Raw genomic sequence first — 18,454 nt, forward strand, 5'->3', positions numbered from 1 at the left:
CGATCCGCCTACGCTGAGTGACGTGGAGGGGTGGCCTGGGGGAAGCGCCGACACGGGCGGCGGCGGCCGCTGCGCGCACGAGCTCGCCCGCGTACCCCCCCGGCCGGTCACGCTGCGCTGGCGCTGCCGCCGCTGCGGGCTGGTGACCCGCTACTACGACGGCCTGGACGTCGGGATGGGGCGGCCGATGAGCCGGCACATGGACGTCGCGCTGCGCGGGGTCGACACGGCCCGGGACGACGACGGCCTCCTCGACCGGCTGCGGTCGCGGCTGGAGGCGGCACGCGAGCTGCGCCGGCTGCGCGGATAGCCCGCCGCGTCCGCACGGCCCCGCCCGGATGACGGCGCGCTCCCTCGACGTTGGACACGCCGGTGCCCGGGGCCGCGCGGAGGCGGTTCGGGGCCGGAACCGGTACCAATGTGGGTCGGCGGCGACGCCCGGACCACGACGACAGGAGCTCCGTGAACGGCGTACAGACTGGCCCCGCGCCCGCGGAGCGGCAGGACGAGCCGGGCCCGGCCGCCCTGGTCGCCCGCGAGACGGCGGCCGAGCAGGAGCACCTGGACGCGGTCTACGCGCAGCTGGACCGGCGCCGGGCCGAGGTGACGGGACAGCTCGCGCGGGCCGAGCGGACGCCGACCGCGGGCACCCCGGCCGCGCGCGTCGAGCGGGACGCGCTCATCCGGATGTACTCCGAGCAGGCGGCGACGCTGCGGGGCGTGGAGGAGCGGCTCCTCTTCGGCCGGCTCGACATGGTCGACGGCGACCGGCACTACGTGGGCCGCGTCGGGCTGTCGACCGACGACCGGGTGCAGCTCCTGCTGGACTGGCGTGCCCCCGCAGCGGCGGCGTTCTACCAGGCGACCGCCGCCACCCCCCTTGGCGTGGCCCGCCGGCGGCACCTGTCCACCGAGCAGCGCCGCGTCACCGGCATCGAGGACGAGCTGCTCGACACCAGCAGCGGCGACCACACCGCCGTCGCCGGGCAGGGCGCCCTGCTCGCCGCGCTGAACGCGCGCCGCAGCGGCCGTATGCGCGACATCGTCACCACCATCCAGGGCGAGCAGGACCGGATCATCCGCGCGCCGCTGCCCGGGGTGCTCGTCGTGCAGGGCGGCCCCGGCACCGGCAAGACGGCCGTGGCGCTGCACCGGGCGGCGTACCTCCTCTTCACCCACCGCGACCGCATCGCCTCGTCCGGCGTGCTGGTCGTCGGCCCGAACCGCGCGTTCCTCCGCTACATCGAGCAGGTCCTGCCGAGCCTGGGCGAGACCGGTGCCGTGCTCGCCACCCCGGGCCGGCTCTTCCCCGGCGTGGACGCCACCGCCCTCGAGCCGGCGGCCACCGCGGCCGTGAAGGGCGGGCTGCGGATGGCCGAGGTGATCGCGAACGCGGTCCGCAACCGGCAGCGCGTGCCGTCCAAGCCGCTGCGGCTCTCCGTCGACGGGCAGCAGGTCACCCTCCGGCCGTCGGACGTCTCGTTCGCCCGGGACCGGGCGCGGGCGAGCCGAAAGCCGCACAACGCGGCACGGGTGGTGTTCGTGAAGGCGGTCCTGGAGCGGCTGGCCCGCCAGCTCGCGGCTGCCCAGCGCGTCGAGCTCGACGAGGACACGCGGCCCGGGCTGCTCGCCGAGCTGCGGGAGTCCCGCGACGTGCGCCGCGAGGTCAACCTCTGCTGGATGCCGCTCTCCCCGCAGAAGCTGCTGAGCGAGCTGTACGCCGACCCGGCCAAGCTCGCGGCCGCGGCCGAGGGCCGGCTGGGCCGCGCCGAGCGGCGGCTGCTGCGCCGGGACGCCGGCTCGCCGTGGACGCCGGCGGACGTGCCGCTGCTGGACGAGGCGGCCGAGCTGCTCGGCGACGACGACACGTCCGCGCAGGTGGAGGCTGCACGGGCCGCGGCCGAGCGGAAGGCCGAGCGCGACTACGCCCAGCAGGCGCTCGCCATGTCCGGCACGGCCGACATGATGACCGCCGACGACCTGCTCGACCGGTACGCGGGCGACGCCGCCACGTTGTCCGTGGCGGAGCGGGCCTCCGAGGACCGGGAGTGGGCCTTCGGCCACGTCATCGTCGACGAGGCGCAGGAGCTCTCTCCCATGCAGTGGCGCCTGCTCATGCGCCGCTGCCCCAGCCGCTCCATGACGGTGGTCGGCGACATCGCACAGACCGGCGCGCTGGCCGGAGCCTCCTCCTGGGGCGAGATGCTCGACCCGTACGTCGAGGGTCGCTGGCACCAGGAACAGCTGACCGTGAACTACCGAACTCCGCGTCGCGTGATGGACGTGGCCAACGACGTGCTGCAAGCGGCGGGGATCCCAGCCGCTGCGGCGAGGTCGGTGCGCGACGTGGACTGGGAGCCGACGTCGCACGCGGTCGCCGCCCGCGACGAGGCGGCGCTGCTGCGGGTCGTCCGGGACGAGCTCGCGCACCTGGACGGCGGCCGGCTCGCGGTGCTGACCTCACGCGCGGACCAGGAGTGGGCGGTGCAGGCGCTGCGCTCCGCGCTGCCGGAGGGGAGCGTCGGCGACGGCCCGACCACGCTGGACGCGCCGCTGTCGGTGATGACGGCGACGGAGGCGAAGGGGCTGGAGTTCGACGCCGTCGTGCTGGTCGAGCCCGCCGCCCTGCTCGCGGAGTCGGCGCGGGGCGTCAACGACCTGTTCGTCGCCATGACCCGGCCGACGCAGCGGCTGCGGGTGCTCCACTCGACCGACCTGCCCGCCGGGCTCGGCAAGCTGCGCGCGGCCTGACGCTCCTTCGTCGGGCCAGGGCTCAGCCCAGCGGCGACCGGGCGCTGGCGCTCGCGGTGAGGCGCACGCTGCCGCGGCCGATTCCGAGCGCGCGGCTGAACGGGAGCCGCGCGGTGGCGGTCAGCCGGACCGTGACCGTGGTCCGGCTGCCGTCGAGGGACACGCCGTCGACCCGGACGTCGGGGAGCCGGGCGCGCAGCTGCGTACGCGTCAGCTGCCGGTCGGCGCGGGCGCGCACGGCGCCGGGGCTGAGCGGCAGGCTGGCGAGCGAGCCGTCGTAGAGCCGGTCGCGGTCGACCCCGCCGGCAGCCGCGAGCGCGGCCGAGTCGGCCGCGGAGGCCAGCGAGCGGCGGGCGAGGTAGGCCGTGGAGGCGTCGGTGACGACCGCGATGAGGGTCATGACGACCACCGCGAAGCCGAGGACGAGCGGGGTGACCGTGCCGCCGTCGCCGCTCGGGCGACGCCCGGGCGCGGTCACCGGTACTGGTCCACGAGCTCGACGTGCCGGGCGTGCACGCGCACCGACGAGCCGCCCAGCCACTCGGGCACGAACGGCAGCGGCACGCTCGCCGTGAGCTCGACGGTGACGGGGGTGCCGGGCCGCAGCGCGCCGTCGATGTCGAGGTCACGCCGGTCGAGCGCGACGCCGAAGCTCGCCAGCGTCAACGACGCCGCGGCGGTGGCGCGGGACTGCGCGGGCGTCGCGCTGCTGCCGGAGGTGGTGACGTAGGCGCGCCCGGCCTCGCGAGCGGCGGCCGTGACGGCGTACGCCGTGGCCTGCGTGCGGAACACGGCGAGCAGCACCCAGGTCAGCGGCACCAGCAGGAGCACCGCCAGCCAGCAGAACTCGACGAGCGCGCTGCCGTCCTCGCCTCTGGTGCGCACACGCAGGTGGACGGTTGAGCGGAGCCCGGTCATGGTCGCAGTGCCTCCTCGTCGAGCGCGCGGGCGGTGACGGTGAGCCCGTCGGCCTTGCCGGCGAGCCAGCCCACGAGCGGCAGGTCCGCGACGACCCGCACCTCGACCACGGGCAGGCCGCCCCGGGTGGCCCGTCGGGCCGTGACCGTGGGCGAGAGCCGCTGCCCGAAGGACGCAGTGACGAGGCGGCGGGTCAGGGCGGCACCGTCGGCCGGGCTGCGGTCGGCGTTGGCCGCGTAGCGCGCTCCCTCGGAAGCGTCCGCGGTCAGCGTGTTGCGCACGTGCAGGACGACGCCGAGCTGGAGCAGCCCGACGAGGAGCGGCACGAGCATGGCGGTGACGAGCGCGAACTCGACGAGCGCGGCCCCGGAGTCCTCGCCCCGCGCGGGCCGTCCGGTCACGACCCCGAGCCGGGCCCGGTCACCGACTCCATCGCGTTGTTGAACATCTCCTGCAGCGACTGGCCGGCGACGCCCCACAGGACGACGACGAGGCCCGCGGTCATGACGGTGATGAGGACCCAGGCCGGCACGTCCCCTCGCTCGCGGCTCCCGAGCCGGTCGACGAGGCTGCCGTGCGCCCGCATCAGGGCGGAAGTGGCAAGAAGGGCGAGCTGCATGTCGGTCGATCCTTGTCTGGGAAGTGGTGGAGGTCAGCCGGCGACGTCGAGGGTGACGAGCCCCGGGAAGAGTGCGAAGGCGACGGTGATGGGCATGACGAGGAAGACGACCGGGACCATCATCCCGACCTCCTTGCGCCCGCCGGCCTCGAGAAGCGCGCGCTTCCCGAGCTCGCGCACGTCAGCCGCCTGGGCGCGCAGCACGTCGGCGAGCGGGGTGCCCCGCTCGACGGCCACCGCCACGCCGTCGACGAACCGCGCGAGCGGCGCGAGGCTGGTGCGCGCGGCGATCCCCTGCAGCGCGAGGACGAGGCTCGACCCGGAGCGCGCCTCGGCCAACGCCCGCTCCAGCTCCCTGGTCAGCTCCCCACGGCTGATGGAGGTGACCCGCTCGAGCGCGCCGACCGCCCCCTCGCCCGCGCTCACCGAGAGCGCGAGGAGCTCGGCGATGGTGGGGAACTCGGCCAGCATGCGGCGCTCACGGCGCACGACCTCCTGGCCCAGCCGGTAGTCGCGCAGGAGCACCCCGGCGATCGCGGCCATCAGGCACAGCGCGAGGAGCACAACCGGCTGTGTGGACCGTCCGCTCGCGAGCAGGAGCAGGCTGACGAGGAGCGCTCCGGCGAAGCAGACGGCAGCCCACAGGACCTGCTCCACGCGGAACTGGTCGAGCGACTTCTCCGAGCCCGACTGCTCGAGCTTGCGCCGGACGGGCGCGCTGCCGCCGAGCACCCGCCCGAGCAGGGCTGCCGCGTCGGCGACGAACGGCCCGACGATGCGCTCGAGGGTCGGGAAGGGCGTCACCGACCGCGCCGTCCGGAGCAGCCGGGACTGCCGGGGCGTGTCGCGCAGGTACGGCGCCAGCCGGTCGTCGAGCGTGGGCCGCCGGAACACCGGCAGCCGCCAGAGCGCGGTGACGAGGCCGAAGCCCGCGACGAGCCCGAGCAGCGCGCCGGGCAGGTGGCCGGTCACCGGAGCACCCGCTCTTCCTCGGGCAGCCGGGCGATGTGCAGCATCAGCCGGTAGGCCACGAAGCAGAGGGCGCCACCCCCGGCCAGCAGCAGAGCGCCCGCGGCGCTGTTGTACGCCTCCACGCCGTCGGGGTTGAGCGAGAGCAGCGCGAGCACGAGCCAGGGGGACGCGACCGCGAGCCGCGCGCCGTTGACGGTCCAGGACTGGCGGGCCTGCAGCTCGGCACGGGCGCGGGCCTCCTCGCGCAGGAAGCCGGAGAGGGTACGCAGCAGCCGGCCGAGGTCGGACCCGCCGACCTCGCGGGCCAGCCGCAGCGACTCCACGACGCGGTCGCCCACCGGGTCCGCAAGGGAGGCCTTGAGCCGGTCCAGGCTCTGGGCGAACCGGCCCGTGGCGCGGTAGTCCTCCCCGAAGCGGACGAAGTGCGCCCGCACCTGCTCCGGGCCGCGTACCCCGACCTGCGCGAGCGCCTCGGGCAGCGACAGCCCGGCGCGTACGCCGGACGCCAGGTTGTCCACGACCTCCGGCCATACCTCGCGCAGGTCCGACTGGCGCCTGCGCTGCCGGTAGCGCACGAGGGCGAGGGGCGAGTACGCCGCCATCACCGCGAAGGCCAGCGCCACCACGGGCGAGCGCGAGACGACGAGCATCGCGAGCAGGACGACGAGCCCGGTGCCCAGGCAGGAGCCTACGAGCGCGACCGGCGTGACCGAGTCGATGCCTGCCTGCGCGAGCATCTCGGCCGTACGGTCGCGCAGCCCCGGCTTGGCCCGCACACGCGGCGGGCGGGGCGGGCCGAACGCGGACCAGACGAGGAAGAGGCCGATCCCGAGGGTCAGCCCGAGCAGGGCCCCCATGTCACGCCGCGCTCTCGGCCGAGAGCAGCGCCGGCAGGCTGTAGCCCGCCCGCGCGAACCGGTCCTGGTGCGGCGGCCAGCCGTCCGCCCGCACCAACTGCCCCTCCCGGGTGGTGAAGACGTCGGCCGTCTCCACGACGTCGCCCTCCACGCGGCCCGGCACCGCGACGATCTCGCGGACCCGCCGCTTCCCGTCCGCCTCGGTCGCGGCGTGCACGACGAGGTCGACACAGGAGGCGACGGTCGGGACGACGAACGAGTGGCCGACGTTCTCGCCCGCCAGCAGGGGCAGCGTGCACAGCTTGGTGACGGCCTCGCGGGCGCTGTTGGCGTGGATGGTGCACATGCCCGGAAGGCCGCTGTTGAGGGCGATCAGCAGGTCGAGGCTCTCCTCCTGCCGCACCTCGCCCACGACGATGCGCGAAGGCCGCATCCGCAATGCTTCCTTCACCAGTCGGCGGAGCTTGATCTCACCGGTGCCCTCGAGGCCCGCCTGTCGGCACTGCATCGCCACCACGTCCGGCAGCGGCACGCGCAGCTCGAAGACCTCCTCGCACGTGATGACCCGCTCGCGCGGCGGGACCGCCGCGGTCAGGCAGTTCAGCAGCGTCGTCTTGCCCGCCTGTGTGCCGCCCGCGACCAGGATGTTGAGCCCCGCGGCGACCGCGGCGTCGAGGAACCGGGCCGCCGGGGTCGTGAGGGACCCGAGCGCGACCAGGTCCTCCAGGTGCGTGGCCTTCACGACGAACTTGCGGATGTTCACGGACCAGTGCGTGCGCGTCACGTCCGGGATCGCCACGTGCACCCGCGAGCCGTCCGGCAGCGACGCGTCCACGAACGGGGTCGACAGGTCGACCCGCCGCCCCGACGCCTTCAGCATCCGCTCGACCAAGTCTCGCACGTCGTCCGCGCTGAGCACCGTCGTCGTCAGCTCCGACACCCCCTGCCGGGCGACGAACACCTTCGACGGCTCGTTGATCCAGATCTCCTCGACCGACGGGTCGTCGAGGTAGCGCTGCAACGGCCCCAGCCCGGCGACCGCGTCGAACACGTCACGCGCCGCCGCCCCGGGGTCCGCCAGCGCCGGAAGGCGCCCGTCCAGCGACCGCTCGTCGTACTCCGCGATCACCTCGTCGACGAGCCGGCGCACCACGTCCGGGTCCGCGACCGGGTCGATCCCCCGCCGCCGGACGAGCTCACGCACCTCGTCCTCGACCACACCTACAGCACGCATTGCACCAGCCCCCCGCCGTACGAACTGACAAGGGAGATGGTGCACACGCACCGGGGGCCGCCGCTTTCGTTGTCCACAGCACGTCCCCCGAACGTGCGCCGCGAAGCACCGGACGAGGGAACGCCCGGGAACGGAGGTCCCGGCACCGGCCGGGCTCTTCGCCCCTGGTCGTCCACGACGGCTCCTGACGCGTCCCGTGGCCGCGAGCAAGGCGGCGGACGTCGCCACACTCCTGGTCAAGGGGGGTGGAGATGCGTCGGCGGGGACGCAAGGGGGAGCTGGATCGTGAGGCCGACTACGGCGCGTTGCCCGAGCCTGAGGTCGGAGACCGTCGAGGTCGCGGTGGAGGCGCATTACGCGACGGACGGGCTACCTGTCTCGGGCCGACATGAGCGCGAGCAGGTTCGCGGGACTGAAGCACAAACGGGATGAGGCTCACCTCATTGACGACGAGCTGGCGGCCGAGATTGCGCAGCTTTGCGTGCAACCGGTCGGCGGCTCGGACCTCGGAGGAAGGCGGAGTACCCCACTCCGACACGACACGAACAGCATCAGATGACCGGCCGGCAAGCCCGGCCGGCCCTGACGGGCTTGTTGATACCGGCCGGGCCGAGGAATCGACACGCGCTAGCGCGCAAAGCTCCCTTGCGGAGCGCTCGAGGGCTCGTGGGAGGTGCGCCGAGCACCGCGCTGGGCCAGTGACTGGTTCACCCAGGGCCGCGGCCCGTCAACACCGTCAACCAGAACGGGGGGCAGCTTCTGCACTGACGCGCTCGTCACGCCGACCGAGCCGGACAAAGCGCGGCCGCAGGCGTTGCTGACGCACCTGGCGGAGCAGGTCATTATCAGGGTGATTGCTGCGCTTGTACGCCTGGGCTGGCAGCGCACGACCCGACCTGCGTCCGCCGATCGAGCGATTCGATCGAGCAACCTGTTTGTCTTCCTCACGCTCCTGCTGAGTCAGCCGATCCGCTCGTCGAACGCACGGCCAGACCGCGGACTGCGGTCGGTGGGACAGGAGGATCGATGTTGAGGACCGCACGAGGGACGCGTCAGTGGCTCGTCATGAGCGGCATCTCGGCTGCTTCCGCACTGACGATGAGTGGATGTGGCATGGGTGGGGGCAGCGGCTCGGACGTCGGCTTCAACGAGCTCACTCGCGCCGAGCCGGCGCAGTTGTCCTCGCTGTGCACGGACTTCTTCGGCGACGAGGAGTCGCTCAGCGAGCGCCTGGGAATGACCGTGTACGCCCATGAAACCGATGAAGGTCAGTGCCGCTACGAGTCCTCGAGCGGACTGAGCGTATCGCTCGGCGTCTCTGAGGCGAAGCCGGACGGAGCGACCGTCTACGCCCGCGGCAGCACCTACTACGCATCGCTCGCCGTCGGCGGCGAGGACGTGCCCGCCGGGCTGTTCGACTCCGACACCACGGAGAAGCTCACCGAGTGGCTCGAGGGCCGGGCGAATGCCGTCAAGGACGACCACGCCGAATGGCTCGCGTCGCTGCCGGCCGCCGAGCCCGGCTACGCCAGCGCCGACGGGTTCGCATTCGACGACTCCTACGACTCGGCGGCCAAGACGCTGGACGGCACGCTCAACACACCTGCGGCTGTTGTGCACGTCGCGTCGGTGACCACGCCTCCGTATCTCCTGCTCGCCGACAAGCCCACACGAGCAGGTGACGCCAGCAAGTTCATCGTCTCCGACGTCACGATCACGCAGCCGGAGGAGCAGGAGGTGTCGCCGACGTACGGCTTGACGTACGACGGCAAGCCAGCCGGTGCCGCCACGGAGCAGGCGCTCGAGAGCCTCATCGCCGCCACCGGTACCCAGCTCGCGCTCGCGGTCCCAACGGAGGTGAAGGACGTCGCGATCACGGTAAAGGTCGGCGAGACGACCCAGGCCGTTTCGCTTCTCACGGGCAAGGTGCTCGACGAGGGACAGAGCGAGCGTCTGGGAACCCAGGTGTCGAGCGTCTCGACCGCAGACTTCACCGAGCCTGTCATCACCCGTCCCGACGGAGACACCGTCTCCTGGGGCTTCGGCTACACCGCTGACTACGCGAGAGACGGGAACTGGTCTCTGACGCCCTGGACTGCAAAGAACGGTTGGGCGCCGCAGGGCAAGGCCTACTTCGTGCTCGCGCTGACGCCCGAGACGCCGGAAGCAGCGCTTCCGCTCACCGCCAAGGACGCCACCGCAACCATCAACGGAGAGTCGTACAGCGCCACGAGCTTCGATCCGCGCGACTACACCTTCACGTTCCTTGTCCCGGAGGGTGCGACACGCGTGCGCGTGACCGTGTCGATGTCCATCGACACGAGCCAGCTGGAGACCGATGGGTACTACCCGGAGTGGGGACCGGGGTACAAGGTGACGACGGCCGAGCGGCTGACGTGGACCATCGACCCGAACAACGTACCCGACGAGGAGTCCGACTGGGACAGCTCGTCGGGGGGGTAGGCCCCACAAACCCAGGCGTCCCCGCTTCGGCCGTTTCCCAGGCTCGGAGCGGGGACGTCCGTAGCACGCGGCCAATCGCCGCGCAGACTTCGTCCCGCCGCTCGGATTCGCGATCGCGGCCACCGGATTCGTTGCCATTGCTTGTCCCCTGCCGGGTTCACTCGAGGCCCGGAGTCCTGATGAGGACCCGGCAGTACGCGACGGCCAGGCACTGCAGTGACAGCTCATATCTGAGCGTTCCCGTACGGCTGGCGGACGGCCGTCCTATCGCAACCGGAGGCGGAACCTGCGGCCGCACGGCCCTCTGCCGGTCGAGTGAACTCCTTGTCCGCTGCTACGAAATGACATCAGGTGCTGCCCATACTTCCTTGTCGTTCCCGACGTCGAGGCGTGTCGTTCGCTACAGGCACCCGTCGGCGTCCGGGGTCCACCCACCCGACCGACCGGAGTGCCTGCCCCCAGCAGGGTCTGCTGTGCGACCTACCCGCGGGGCTGTCGCGCCAACGCCGGCTCGGTCACGTCCTCCTCACGAACCCAGGAGTCTTGTCCATGCGCATTCCGGCGACCGCCGCGATGCTGGCCGGCCTACTCGCCATGCCGGCCACGGCAGTGGCGCCGGCCGCTGCGGCCCCAAGCGTCCCCGCCATCTCTGCATCGGGCGCAGCGGCGACGTCGGCTGCAGGGGCGCTCAAGCGGTACGACTGGAAGAACGCCACCTACACCATCACCCTCAGTGACCTGGTACAGATACGGCTCAAGAACGGCAAGGCGCCGGATGTCGCGCTTCAACAGGTGCAGCACGGAACGCTCGGGGGCAAGCCGAGCGCGCTCGTTCGCATCACCGACGCTCTCATCGACGACACCGCACTGCACTACGCACTGTTCCAGGTGGTCGATGGACGGGTGAAGCAGGTGGGGACCGGTCTGAGCCAGCGCTCCTACCGCAGCTCTACTGAGGCGGCGGTCATCCGTACCCGCTTCGGAAGCAGTCGTCTGCTCGAGACATTGCCCGGGGTGCAGACCAACTCCGGTCGCTGGGACTACGACACCGTCACGTCATTCGTGCTCAAGCGACCCTTCCTCATCCCCAGCAAGGAACGCTTCGTCTGCGGACACACCGGCAGGTGCTGAGGGGCGCGACGCCGAGTAGTTCTCGACGCCCGGGCCAGCCGCCGCACCTCTCCTGGGTACGCCGACCAGTGCACGCGCTGCGTGCCGCATGACGGACCCGCATTACCCGATCGTCGTCTCGGCGGCACGACTGCATCTTGGAGCGTCGACGGAGTGACAACGGCTTCGACAGTTGGAGAGTTGCACAGATGATTGGCAAGCGCGCTCGTCCAGGGCACCTGTTGCTCGTAGCGCTTCTCCTCGGAAGCGCGGTCAGTGCTGGGGGCACCGCGCCTGCACTGGCCGCGACGGCCCCGTCCCTCGCAGCTACGGTCTCACCGCCTCAGCCCGAGGCCGGCAAGCGCTTTGTCGTGAAGGGCGTGCTACGTGGGGCTGGCGCCGGACGCGTGGTCGAGCTGCAGCGCAAGGTCCGTGCCGGTTGGCGACCGCTCACTCGATCGCACACCGGGGCCAAGGGTTCCTTCGCGATCGGTCTACGAGCCGCTTCCGGCGGTGTCCAGCAGTACCGAGTCGTCACCGTCGCTCACGCTCCTCGACGACGAGTCAGCAGCCGGGTGCTTCGCGTCATGGTGCTGCAGGCGTCCCGGGTGACCGTCAGCGCGCCCCGCTCCGTCAGCACGACAGATCGTCTACCGGTGGTTGCGCGGGTCCGCCCGGCGTCCGTGCGCATGCTCAAGCTCGAGCGTCGCGTGGGCAGGGCTTGGAGCACGGTGGCCGCCGGGAGGACTACCGCGTCGGGGGTCCGCAAGGTGCAGCTGAGAGGACTGACCCCCGGCACGTACACCTACCGGGTCAGCGTGCCAGCTACCGCGCGAGCCGCCGCCGGAACGAGTCGAGTCTTCAACGTGACCGTCGGCCAGGCGAGCGGGCCACCCCCCTCCGCGCCTCCGGCCGCCCAGGCTCCGCCTCCCAACCCTGCCGCCACGGCACCGTTCGCGGTGCGGACGAGCAGCACCGACATCCGTGCGTTCGCGTTCAACGGCTCGGGCTCGAAGGTCCTCTTCCGCGCCCCGGAGGGGACCACATGGAACGCGTCGGTGGACGCGAGCGGCGCCAGCTTCGCCGCCGTCGTCACCGACGTGCGCGGTGGCCGCACTGTCGTCACCGGCGGAGCGACCCCGTCGAGGAGCTTCCCTGTTCCTGCTGGCCGCTGTGTGGATGCCCCGGTCTTCTCCCCTGACAGCACCGCGCTGATGTGGAGCGAGGCCCGCACCGCGAGCCGATTCCTCGACGCCAAGTCCACCTTCTGCAGCGCCACCATCACGACTCATGTCGTCGATCTCGCCAGTGGACGTATCACGAGCGTGGGTGGGGACGAAGGGGCGTGCATCGGCAAGGCGAGCGGCCTCTCGTTCTACGGCACCGGCGACAAGGGCGGGGAGTGGGTCGGTGCCCACTCGTTCCGCTACATGACGGGCCACGTGGTCGAGGTGGGCAACCAGGCCATCGCGGGTCCGGTCTGCGTTGTGGACACACCGGCGCCATGGGAGGGAGGGGGCACGCTCGTCGTGCCTTCGTCGGGCGAGTCGCAGGATGCTACTGCGGAGGCCTTGTCCGAGGCAGACAACTCTCCGCCGAGCCAGCTCGTCATCCAGAGCTCCGACGACCGAGGCGGTGTCAGCAGCGGGGCTCCGCCGGCGGGCACATTCGCTGTGGCCGTTGTCGGTCGAGATTCGTGGTCGCAGCGGATCTACCGCGTCGATCTCACGGACGGGCACCGCGATCTCATCGCTCGTGGAGGAGTCTTGGCGGATCGCCTGGACGAGGCACGCAGGTTCCCGCTCCGGCCGACCTTCATTCCCGACAACGAGCTCCACCGGTCCTGGGCGATCAGCGCAGACGGTCAGACGCTGCTGACGGGGACGGTGTGCTGGTCGGAGTCATCCGAGGCCTGTCCGGCGGGGCGCAGCTACCCGAGCCTCTGGCGCACGGACCTCGGGACCGGCGAGACGCGGCTGCTGAGAAGCGGACTCACACTCGTCGGCATGGAACAGGGAATGCCGGTCCTGCGCGACAGCAGCGACGCGACAGTCAGGACGGACTGGGAAGGACGAGACAGCGTGCCACTGCCGAAGTGGTGGTCGCAGCAGCTCGGCAGTTGGTCCGCCGCTGCCGGCTCTTCGGTGCACCGCGGTGCTCCGGGCATCCTGTACGTCAGTCCTGCCGGTGAGGAGTTCACGCAGCCCGCGGGCGAGTACGGGTACAGCAACGACCTCGCCTACCTCCTGAGCTAGTGGCGCTGGTGCAGGCCCGCGACGAATGCGGAAGAGGGCAGGAGCACGGCCTGCCCCTGAGCAGGAGGCCAGGCTGCCGCAGGGAGGTCAGGGGTGCGTACCCATGGGCTCTGGCGCGCCTCAGCTCAGTGGAGGCTCGGGGCTGACGGGTGGACGGGTAGTCGGCGCGCGGTTGTGCCGCTAGTGGTCGTCCTCGAGCTGGGCGGGTGAGACGAGCCCGATCTGACCGGACGGCGTGGTTCCCCTGTCCACGAGCCGTTCCCTCGAACGTGCGGTCGACGCAGCCGCACGGGTGACCGCGGCCCGAACGTCCTCCACGCCGGTCGCGCCTCCTACCCGCTGCGCCGGGTAGGAGGCGCGCCCGCCGGTCGTGGCGCCGGTCGCCGACGTCCCCGGAAGCCGGCGGCGGCCCTTCGCGGAGCGCCGCCGCCGGCGCCGACGAGCCGGTCGCTGAGCCCGAGCCTCGCGCTGCGCCAGGCCTGCNNNCCTCCTACCCGCTGCGCCGGGTAGGAGGCGCGACCGCCGGATCGCGGCCCGCGGCCGAGGGCACACGGAAGCCGGCGGCGGCNAGCCGCTCCATGAGGTCTCGTGTGGCCGCGACGATCACGTCGCGGGCCGCCAGGTCGGCGGCATCGCCCTTGATCTGGTTGTTCGCCCGGTCGATCAGGTGCTGCAGGTAGCCGATCGCGGCCACCTGGTTGCCCGCACGGGCACGGGCCAGAGCGCGCTCGAGCCGGTCGAGCATGCCCGCGATGACGTGTGCGTTGATCTGCCCCTCGGCGCGGTAGCCCGCGATGAGGCCCGCGAGCTGGCCGCCCTGCTCGTCGACCGAGCGGACGAACTCGCCGTCCGCCGTCGCCGTGACGTCGTCGACGTCGATCGCGAAATCGTAGGCGCCGGCGCCCAGCTCGAACTTCGCGGTCAGCTGGCCGTTGCGCGTGGCCATGCCCTCGAACGAGACGCCGGGGACGTGGTCGAGCTCGCTGACCGTCTTCTCCACCGGCAGGTAGAGCGTCGCGGTCGTGTTCGCCGGCACCGTGGCCTCGTACGAGCTGATCGTGCCGTTCTCCGCCTGCCACCCGGACTCGATGAGGCCGTAGCTGGAGGTGAAGCTGCCCTCGACAGAGGTGGAGTTGCCGCCGGCGACGGGCTGCACGACGAAGTCCTTGTAGCCCTTCCTGCCGTCGGAGGTGATGCCGAGCTGGTACTCGTACATCCAGGACTGGGAGGCGCCGAGGGCGAAGTGGTTCTGCGAGTTCATCTGGCTTGCCGCCCTGGGCGAAGCCGCGCTCGTAGGAGTTCCAGAGCTCCCACATCGTGGTCGCGCCCAGGGTGACCGGGTACAGCCAGCTGGTGTAGTCGTCGCTGCTGAACAGCTTGTACGCCGTCTCGATCTCGCCGTTCTTCGTCAGCGCCGGGAGGATGTTCGGCGTGCCGTTGAAGCCGGTCGTGATCGTGTAGGGCTTGTTGCTCGCCTGGCCGCCCGGCGTCGCGTTCAGCGTGAAGCCGGTCCGCCGAGTCGCTGCGCCAGCGCCACGCCGATCGTCGGGTCCATCAGGCCGGTGGAGAACGCGGCGGCCTCGGACGTCCGCGCCGCTCCCTGGTTGTCGACGACAGTCACGCGCCACCAGTAGTCGGTCTCCGGCCGCAGCGGCTGTGCCGTCCCGGTGCTGCCGTACCTGACGTCGGTCGACTCGTCGGAGGCGACGTGCCGCTGTCCCAGGCGAGGCGCCGGAAGGACCGGTCGGTGGCGACCTCGATGCGGTAGCTCCCCTGCTTCGCGCCGAGGATGTTCGACTCCATGCCCCAGCAGAAGACGGGCTCCGCCTCGTCGATGCCCAGGGGCCGCTCGGTCAGGTGGTTCACCTCCAGGCCCACGACGGACAGCCACGGCTTGACGGACGTCTGCGTCGCCGCGGCGGGGCTCACAAGGACGCCCGACGACCCCACCGACAGAGCCGAGCCCAGCGCCATTGCCAGGCTCGCTGCTTCCTTCACTTCGATCCGCCTTCCGCTACCTGCGCCACGTGTCGGGCGCGCACGACGTGTACGACCGCGCGACCCGTCGGGGCCCGCACTCCATCGACCGGGAGCCGGAGCGAGCAAGGACGGCTCTCATCGCGACGATCCGGGGAAGCCTCCTCGTCAGGAATGGCGGCGATCGGGCGCGTGGCTGCAGGAGATCGTCCGTCGGCAACCGACGGGACCGGATGCCGACCGTTCGCGTTTGTGACGTCATAGGACGCCGCCGACCAGCACAGCAGCCCGCGCTTCCGGCACCGCGTCAGACACTTGGCCGGATGCGGACACTCGATCAGGAGGCCATGCGAGCCCGGCACGGGCGAAGCCCGCGCGGCGCCCGGCCGCGGTGCGCGCGGAATCGGCTGGCGCCCCGCCCGCCCGGCATCGCATCCTTGCCCCGCCGAAGGGCGACGGAGCCCGCACCCGCCCGGGTGCCGGCGCGACGCGTCCGACGGAGGGCCCATGACGGGAGACAAGAGCTTCCTGCTCGTGCACGGCTGGCAGAACCGCCGGCCGCCCGGGCACTGGCAGCACTGGCTGGCCGACCGGCTGAGGGCCGCGGGCCACCAGGTCGCCTATCCGCAGCTGCCCGAGCCGGACGAGCCCGTCCCGGCCGACTGGGCGCGCGAGCTGCGCCGGGGCCTCGCGGCCCTCGCCGGGCGGGAACGGGTGCTGGTCTGTCACAGCCTCGCCGTCGTGCTCTGGTGGCGGGAGGCGTCGACGCTCGGCGAGCTGCAGGCGGACCGCGTGCTGCTCGTCGCGCCTCCCGCGGCCGAGGTGCTGCGGACGCACGCCGCGGTCGCCGCCTTCGCGCCCGCCGGCGTGGAGGAGGAGCCGCTCCCCGAGGACGTTCGGCGACGGGCCCGCCTCGTCGCGAGCGACGACGACCCCTACTTCCCGGGCGGTGCGCAACGGGTCTACGTCGAGCGCTTCGGCCTCGACGCGGACCTTCTGACCGGCGCGGGCCACCTCGACCTGGACGCGGGCTACGGCGAGTGGCCGGGCGTCCTGCAGTGGTGCCTCGACCCGGCCGTCCGCATCACCGGCCGCGGCTGAGCAGCGGTGCCGGCCATGGGAGGGGGCCCGACGGGCCACGCGATGCTCGACGCCGCCCGCGCGGCCCTCGGCGAGCCGCCGCTGCCCCCGGACACCACCGGGGTCTCCGCTATGCCCGGGCTGGGCGGCCCACTGCCCGTGGACGAGCTCGCCTGCGGTGCCGTGCTCGCCCAGCTGCTGGCGGCCCGGCGGCTGAACGGCGGGCGCGGGCCGGTCGAGCTGGACGCGCGTCACGTCGGCTTCGCGTTCCGCAGCGAGCGCCACGTCCGGCTGGACGGGGTGCCCGCAGGCGCGGGCTTCGCGCCCTGGTCGCGCTTCTGGCGTACCGCGGACGGGTGGCTCCGCCTGCACGCCAACTACCCGCACCACGAGCGCGCGGCGCGGCTGGTGCTCGGCGAGGGCTCTCCCGACGCGGTGGCCGCGGCCATGCCCGCCGAGCAGCTCGAGGCAGCGGTCGTCGCGGCGGGCGGTGCCGCGGCCGCCGTCCGGTCGCCCGACGAGTGGGCGCGGCACCCGCAGGGCGCGACGGTCGCGCGGCTCCCGCTGCTGTCCCTGACGAGGGTCGCGGACGCTCCGGCACGGGCCGTCCCGCCGTCCGGGCCGCGTGTCCTCGACCTCACCCGGGTCATCGCCGGGCCGGTGGCCACCCGGACGCTCGCGGCGCACGGCGCCGACGTGCTCCGGGTCGACAGCCCGCACCTGCCCGAGCTGCCGGGGGCACTGCTCGACACCGGCCCCGGCAAGCGCCACACGCTGCTCGACCTGGCCGCCTCCTCCGACCGGGGCATCCTCGAGGAGCTGCTCCGCGCGGCCGACGTGCTGGCCCTCGGCTACCGGCCCGGGGCGCTCGACGCCCACGGGCTGGGCGCCGCCGCGCTCGCGGCCCGCCACCCGCACCTCGTGGTCGTGCGGCTGAGCGCCTGGGGCACGACGGGGCCGTGGCGGCACCGGCGCGGCTTCGACTCGCTGGTGCAAGCGGCGACCGGCATCGCGACGGCGTACGGGGACGACGAGCGCCCGGGGGTGCTGCCGGCGCAGGCGCTCGACCACGGGACCGGCCACCTCGCGGCGGCCGTGGCCCTGACCGCCCTGGCGAGGCGGCGCGACGAGGGCGGCACGTGGCACGGCGAGCTGTCGCTCGCACAGACGGCACACTGGCTGACGGCCTCCGGCGTCCGGGCGACGACGGCGGCGGAGCCCGCAGGGGACGTCACGCCGTACCTCGTGACCCTGCCCTCCCCGCTGGGGAGGGTGACGGTCGTGGCGCCTCCGGGCGCACCGGCCTGGGTACGCGGCCCGGTGCCGGCGGGGCACGACCGGCCGCAGTGGGAGCCCGCGGCACAGGAGGGAGAGCCGGCATGACCGAGCCGGAGGAGGGGCCGGGTCGCCCCGTCTGCGTCGTCACGGGCGGCGGCCGGGGCATCGGCGCCGCGACCTGCCTGCGCCTGGCCGCCGACGGCTGGGACGTCTGCCTCACCTGGGTCAGCCGGCCCGAGCCCGCCAAGGCCGTCGCGGCGGCCTGCCGGAGCCTCGGGGCGAGAGCGCTCGTCCTGCAGGCCGACGTGGCGCGCGAGGCGGACGTGCAGCGGACGTTCGCGGCGGCGGCGGGCCTCGGGCGCGTGCGCGGCCTGGTCAACAACGCCGGCGTCCTCGGCCCCCAGTCGCGGGTGGAGCACCTCGATGCCGCCCGCATCCGGCGCACCCTGGAGGTCAACACCCTGGGCGCGATCCTCTGCGCCCGTGAGGCCGTGCGACTCATGTCCCGTCGGTCCGGCGGGGACGGGGGCGCCGTCGTCAACGTCTCCTCCCGCGCGGCCGTCCTCGGCGCGCCGGACGAGTACGTCGACTACGCGGCCGCCAAGGCCGGGGTCGACGCGCTCACCGTCGGCCTGGCGAAGGAGGCGGCCGCGGACGGGATCCGGGTCAACGGCGTACGCCCCGGCCTGATCGCCACGGACATCCACGCGTCGGGCGGCGAGCCGGGCCGGGTCGCCCGGCTGGCGCCGAGCGTGCCGCTGGCCCGGGGGGGCGAGCCGGACGAGGTCGCTGCCGCGATCGCCTGGCTGCTCTCGGACGACGCCTCCTACGTCACCGGTGCCACGCTGGACGTCTCCGGCGGCCGCTGACCACGGGCCGGGCGGTTGAGCGCCTCGACGGTTGACCGGCCTGTCGGCGGGGATCGTGTCCCGCGCAAGGA

At 73.0% G+C, this 18,454-nt stretch carries 16 protein-coding genes and 2 pseudogenes; 8 read left to right on the forward strand and 10 right to left on the reverse strand.

Translation table 11 applies throughout. The features are described from left to right. The first annotated feature begins 22 nt into the window (after positions 1–22). Both G9H72_RS08555 and G9H72_RS08560 read left to right on the forward strand, forming a co-directional pair. Positions 23–310, forward strand: a complete 288-nt coding sequence (locus G9H72_RS08555; RefSeq protein ID WP_166169812.1) for a hypothetical protein — start codon at positions 23–25, stop codon at positions 308–310. A 152-nt stretch (positions 311–462) separates the two neighbouring features. Further along, the gene (locus G9H72_RS08560) at positions 463–2,751 is read left to right on the forward strand and encodes a HelD family protein (protein ID WP_331272106.1); all 2,289 of its coding nucleotides are present in this window, start codon (positions 463–465) and stop codon (positions 2,749–2,751) included. A gap of 22 nt (positions 2,752–2,773) precedes the next feature. Here G9H72_RS08560 and G9H72_RS08565 read toward each other — a convergent pair whose 3' ends face one another. The 7 genes from G9H72_RS08565 to G9H72_RS08595 all read right to left on the reverse strand — a co-directional run bounded on the left by G9H72_RS08565 (position 2,774) and on the right by G9H72_RS08595 (position 7,351). After that, positions 2,774–3,229: a pilus assembly protein TadG-related protein gene (locus G9H72_RS08565; RefSeq protein WP_166169814.1), complete on the reverse strand. Its 456-nt coding sequence runs from the start codon at positions 3,227–3,229 to the stop codon at positions 2,774–2,776. Beyond that, positions 3,226–3,669: a hypothetical protein gene (locus G9H72_RS08570; protein ID WP_166169816.1), complete on the reverse strand. Its 444-nt coding sequence runs from the start codon at positions 3,667–3,669 to the stop codon at positions 3,226–3,228. The genes G9H72_RS08565 and G9H72_RS08570 overlap by 4 nt, the downstream gene beginning before the upstream one ends. After that, positions 3,666–4,070: a TadE/TadG family type IV pilus assembly protein gene (locus G9H72_RS08575; protein ID WP_331272107.1), complete on the reverse strand. Its 405-nt coding sequence runs from the start codon at positions 4,068–4,070 to the stop codon at positions 3,666–3,668. The genes G9H72_RS08570 and G9H72_RS08575 overlap by 4 nt, the downstream gene beginning before the upstream one ends. Then, positions 4,067–4,255: a hypothetical protein gene (locus tag G9H72_RS08580; RefSeq protein WP_166169988.1), complete on the reverse strand. Its 189-nt coding sequence runs from the start codon at positions 4,253–4,255 to the stop codon at positions 4,067–4,069. Before G9H72_RS08580 ends, G9H72_RS08575 begins: the two co-directional genes overlap by 4 nt. A 66-nt stretch (positions 4,256–4,321) precedes the next feature. Continuing rightward, on the reverse strand, positions 4,322–5,260 hold the full coding sequence (locus tag G9H72_RS22890; protein WP_166169818.1) for a type II secretion system F family protein: 939 nt from the start codon (positions 5,258–5,260) through the stop codon (positions 4,322–4,324). After that, positions 5,257–6,117, reverse strand: a complete 861-nt coding sequence (locus G9H72_RS08590) for a type II secretion system F family protein (protein WP_166169820.1) — start codon at positions 6,115–6,117, stop codon at positions 5,257–5,259. Before G9H72_RS08590 ends, G9H72_RS22890 begins: the two co-directional genes overlap by 4 nt. A 1-nt stretch (position 6,118) precedes the next feature. After that, positions 6,119–7,351, reverse strand: a complete 1,233-nt coding sequence (locus G9H72_RS08595) for a CpaF family protein (protein ID WP_166169822.1) — start codon at positions 7,349–7,351, stop codon at positions 6,119–6,121. A gap of 1,065 nt (positions 7,352–8,416) precedes the next feature. Here G9H72_RS08595 and G9H72_RS08600 point away from each other — a divergent pair. The 3 genes from G9H72_RS08600 (at position 8,417) to G9H72_RS08610 (ending at position 13,179) form a co-directional block, all read left to right on the forward strand. Beyond that, entirely contained in the window at positions 8,417–9,814 is a 1,398-nt protein-coding gene (locus tag G9H72_RS08600) for a hypothetical protein (RefSeq protein ID WP_166169824.1), read from the forward strand. A 549-nt stretch (positions 9,815–10,363) separates the two neighbouring features. Beyond that, the gene (locus G9H72_RS08605; protein ID WP_166169826.1) at positions 10,364–10,945 is read left to right on the forward strand and encodes a hypothetical protein; all 582 of its coding nucleotides are present in this window, start codon (positions 10,364–10,366) and stop codon (positions 10,943–10,945) included. Between the two features lie 938 nt (positions 10,946–11,883). Beyond that, positions 11,884–13,179 carry a hypothetical protein gene (locus tag G9H72_RS08610; protein ID WP_166169828.1) on the forward strand — a complete coding sequence of 432 codons (1,296 nt, stop codon included), beginning with the start codon at positions 11,884–11,886 and terminating at the stop codon, positions 13,177–13,179. A 490-nt stretch (positions 13,180–13,669) separates the two neighbouring features. Here the strand turns inward: G9H72_RS08610 and G9H72_RS08615 are convergent, their stop codons facing one another. From G9H72_RS08615 to G9H72_RS08625, 3 genes and pseudogenes are all read right to left on the reverse strand, one after another. Beyond that, positions 13,670–14,440, reverse strand: a complete 771-nt coding sequence (locus G9H72_RS08615) for an alpha-L-rhamnosidase C-terminal domain-containing protein (RefSeq protein ID WP_166169830.1) — start codon at positions 14,438–14,440, stop codon at positions 13,670–13,672. Positions 14,441–14,480: 40 nt separating this feature from the next. Next, positions 14,481–14,678, reverse strand: a pseudogene (locus G9H72_RS23380) (alpha-L-rhamnosidase-related protein); the annotation flags it as partial. Further along, positions 14,675–15,153 (reverse strand): annotated as a pseudogene (locus G9H72_RS08625) (glycoside hydrolase family 78 protein). The pseudogenes G9H72_RS23380 and G9H72_RS08625, both read right to left, overlap by 4 nt. Positions 15,154–15,663: 510 nt before the next feature. On the opposite strand from G9H72_RS08625, the gene G9H72_RS08630 reads away from it, so the two are divergent. Genes G9H72_RS08630 through G9H72_RS08640 form a run of 3 tightly spaced genes read left to right on the forward strand, consistent with a single transcriptional unit; the run spans position 15,664 to position 18,383 of the window. After that, a complete protein-coding gene (locus G9H72_RS08630; RefSeq protein ID WP_166169834.1) occupies positions 15,664–16,257 on the forward strand; it encodes an RBBP9/YdeN family alpha/beta hydrolase in 594 nt (197 codons plus the stop codon). Between the two features lie 15 nt (positions 16,258–16,272). Continuing rightward, on the forward strand, positions 16,273–17,619 hold the full coding sequence (locus tag G9H72_RS08635) for a CoA transferase (protein ID WP_231126594.1): 1,347 nt from the start codon (positions 16,273–16,275) through the stop codon (positions 17,617–17,619). Beyond that, a complete protein-coding gene (locus tag G9H72_RS08640) occupies positions 17,616–18,383 on the forward strand; it encodes an SDR family oxidoreductase (protein ID WP_166169836.1) in 768 nt (255 codons plus the stop codon). Before G9H72_RS08635 ends, G9H72_RS08640 begins: the two co-directional genes overlap by 4 nt. Positions 18,384–18,454 lie beyond the last annotated feature (71 nt).

This window comes from Motilibacter aurantiacus, assembly GCF_011250645.1.
GTDB classification, from domain to species: Bacteria; Actinomycetota; Actinomycetes; order Motilibacterales; family Motilibacteraceae; genus Motilibacter_A; species Motilibacter_A aurantiacus.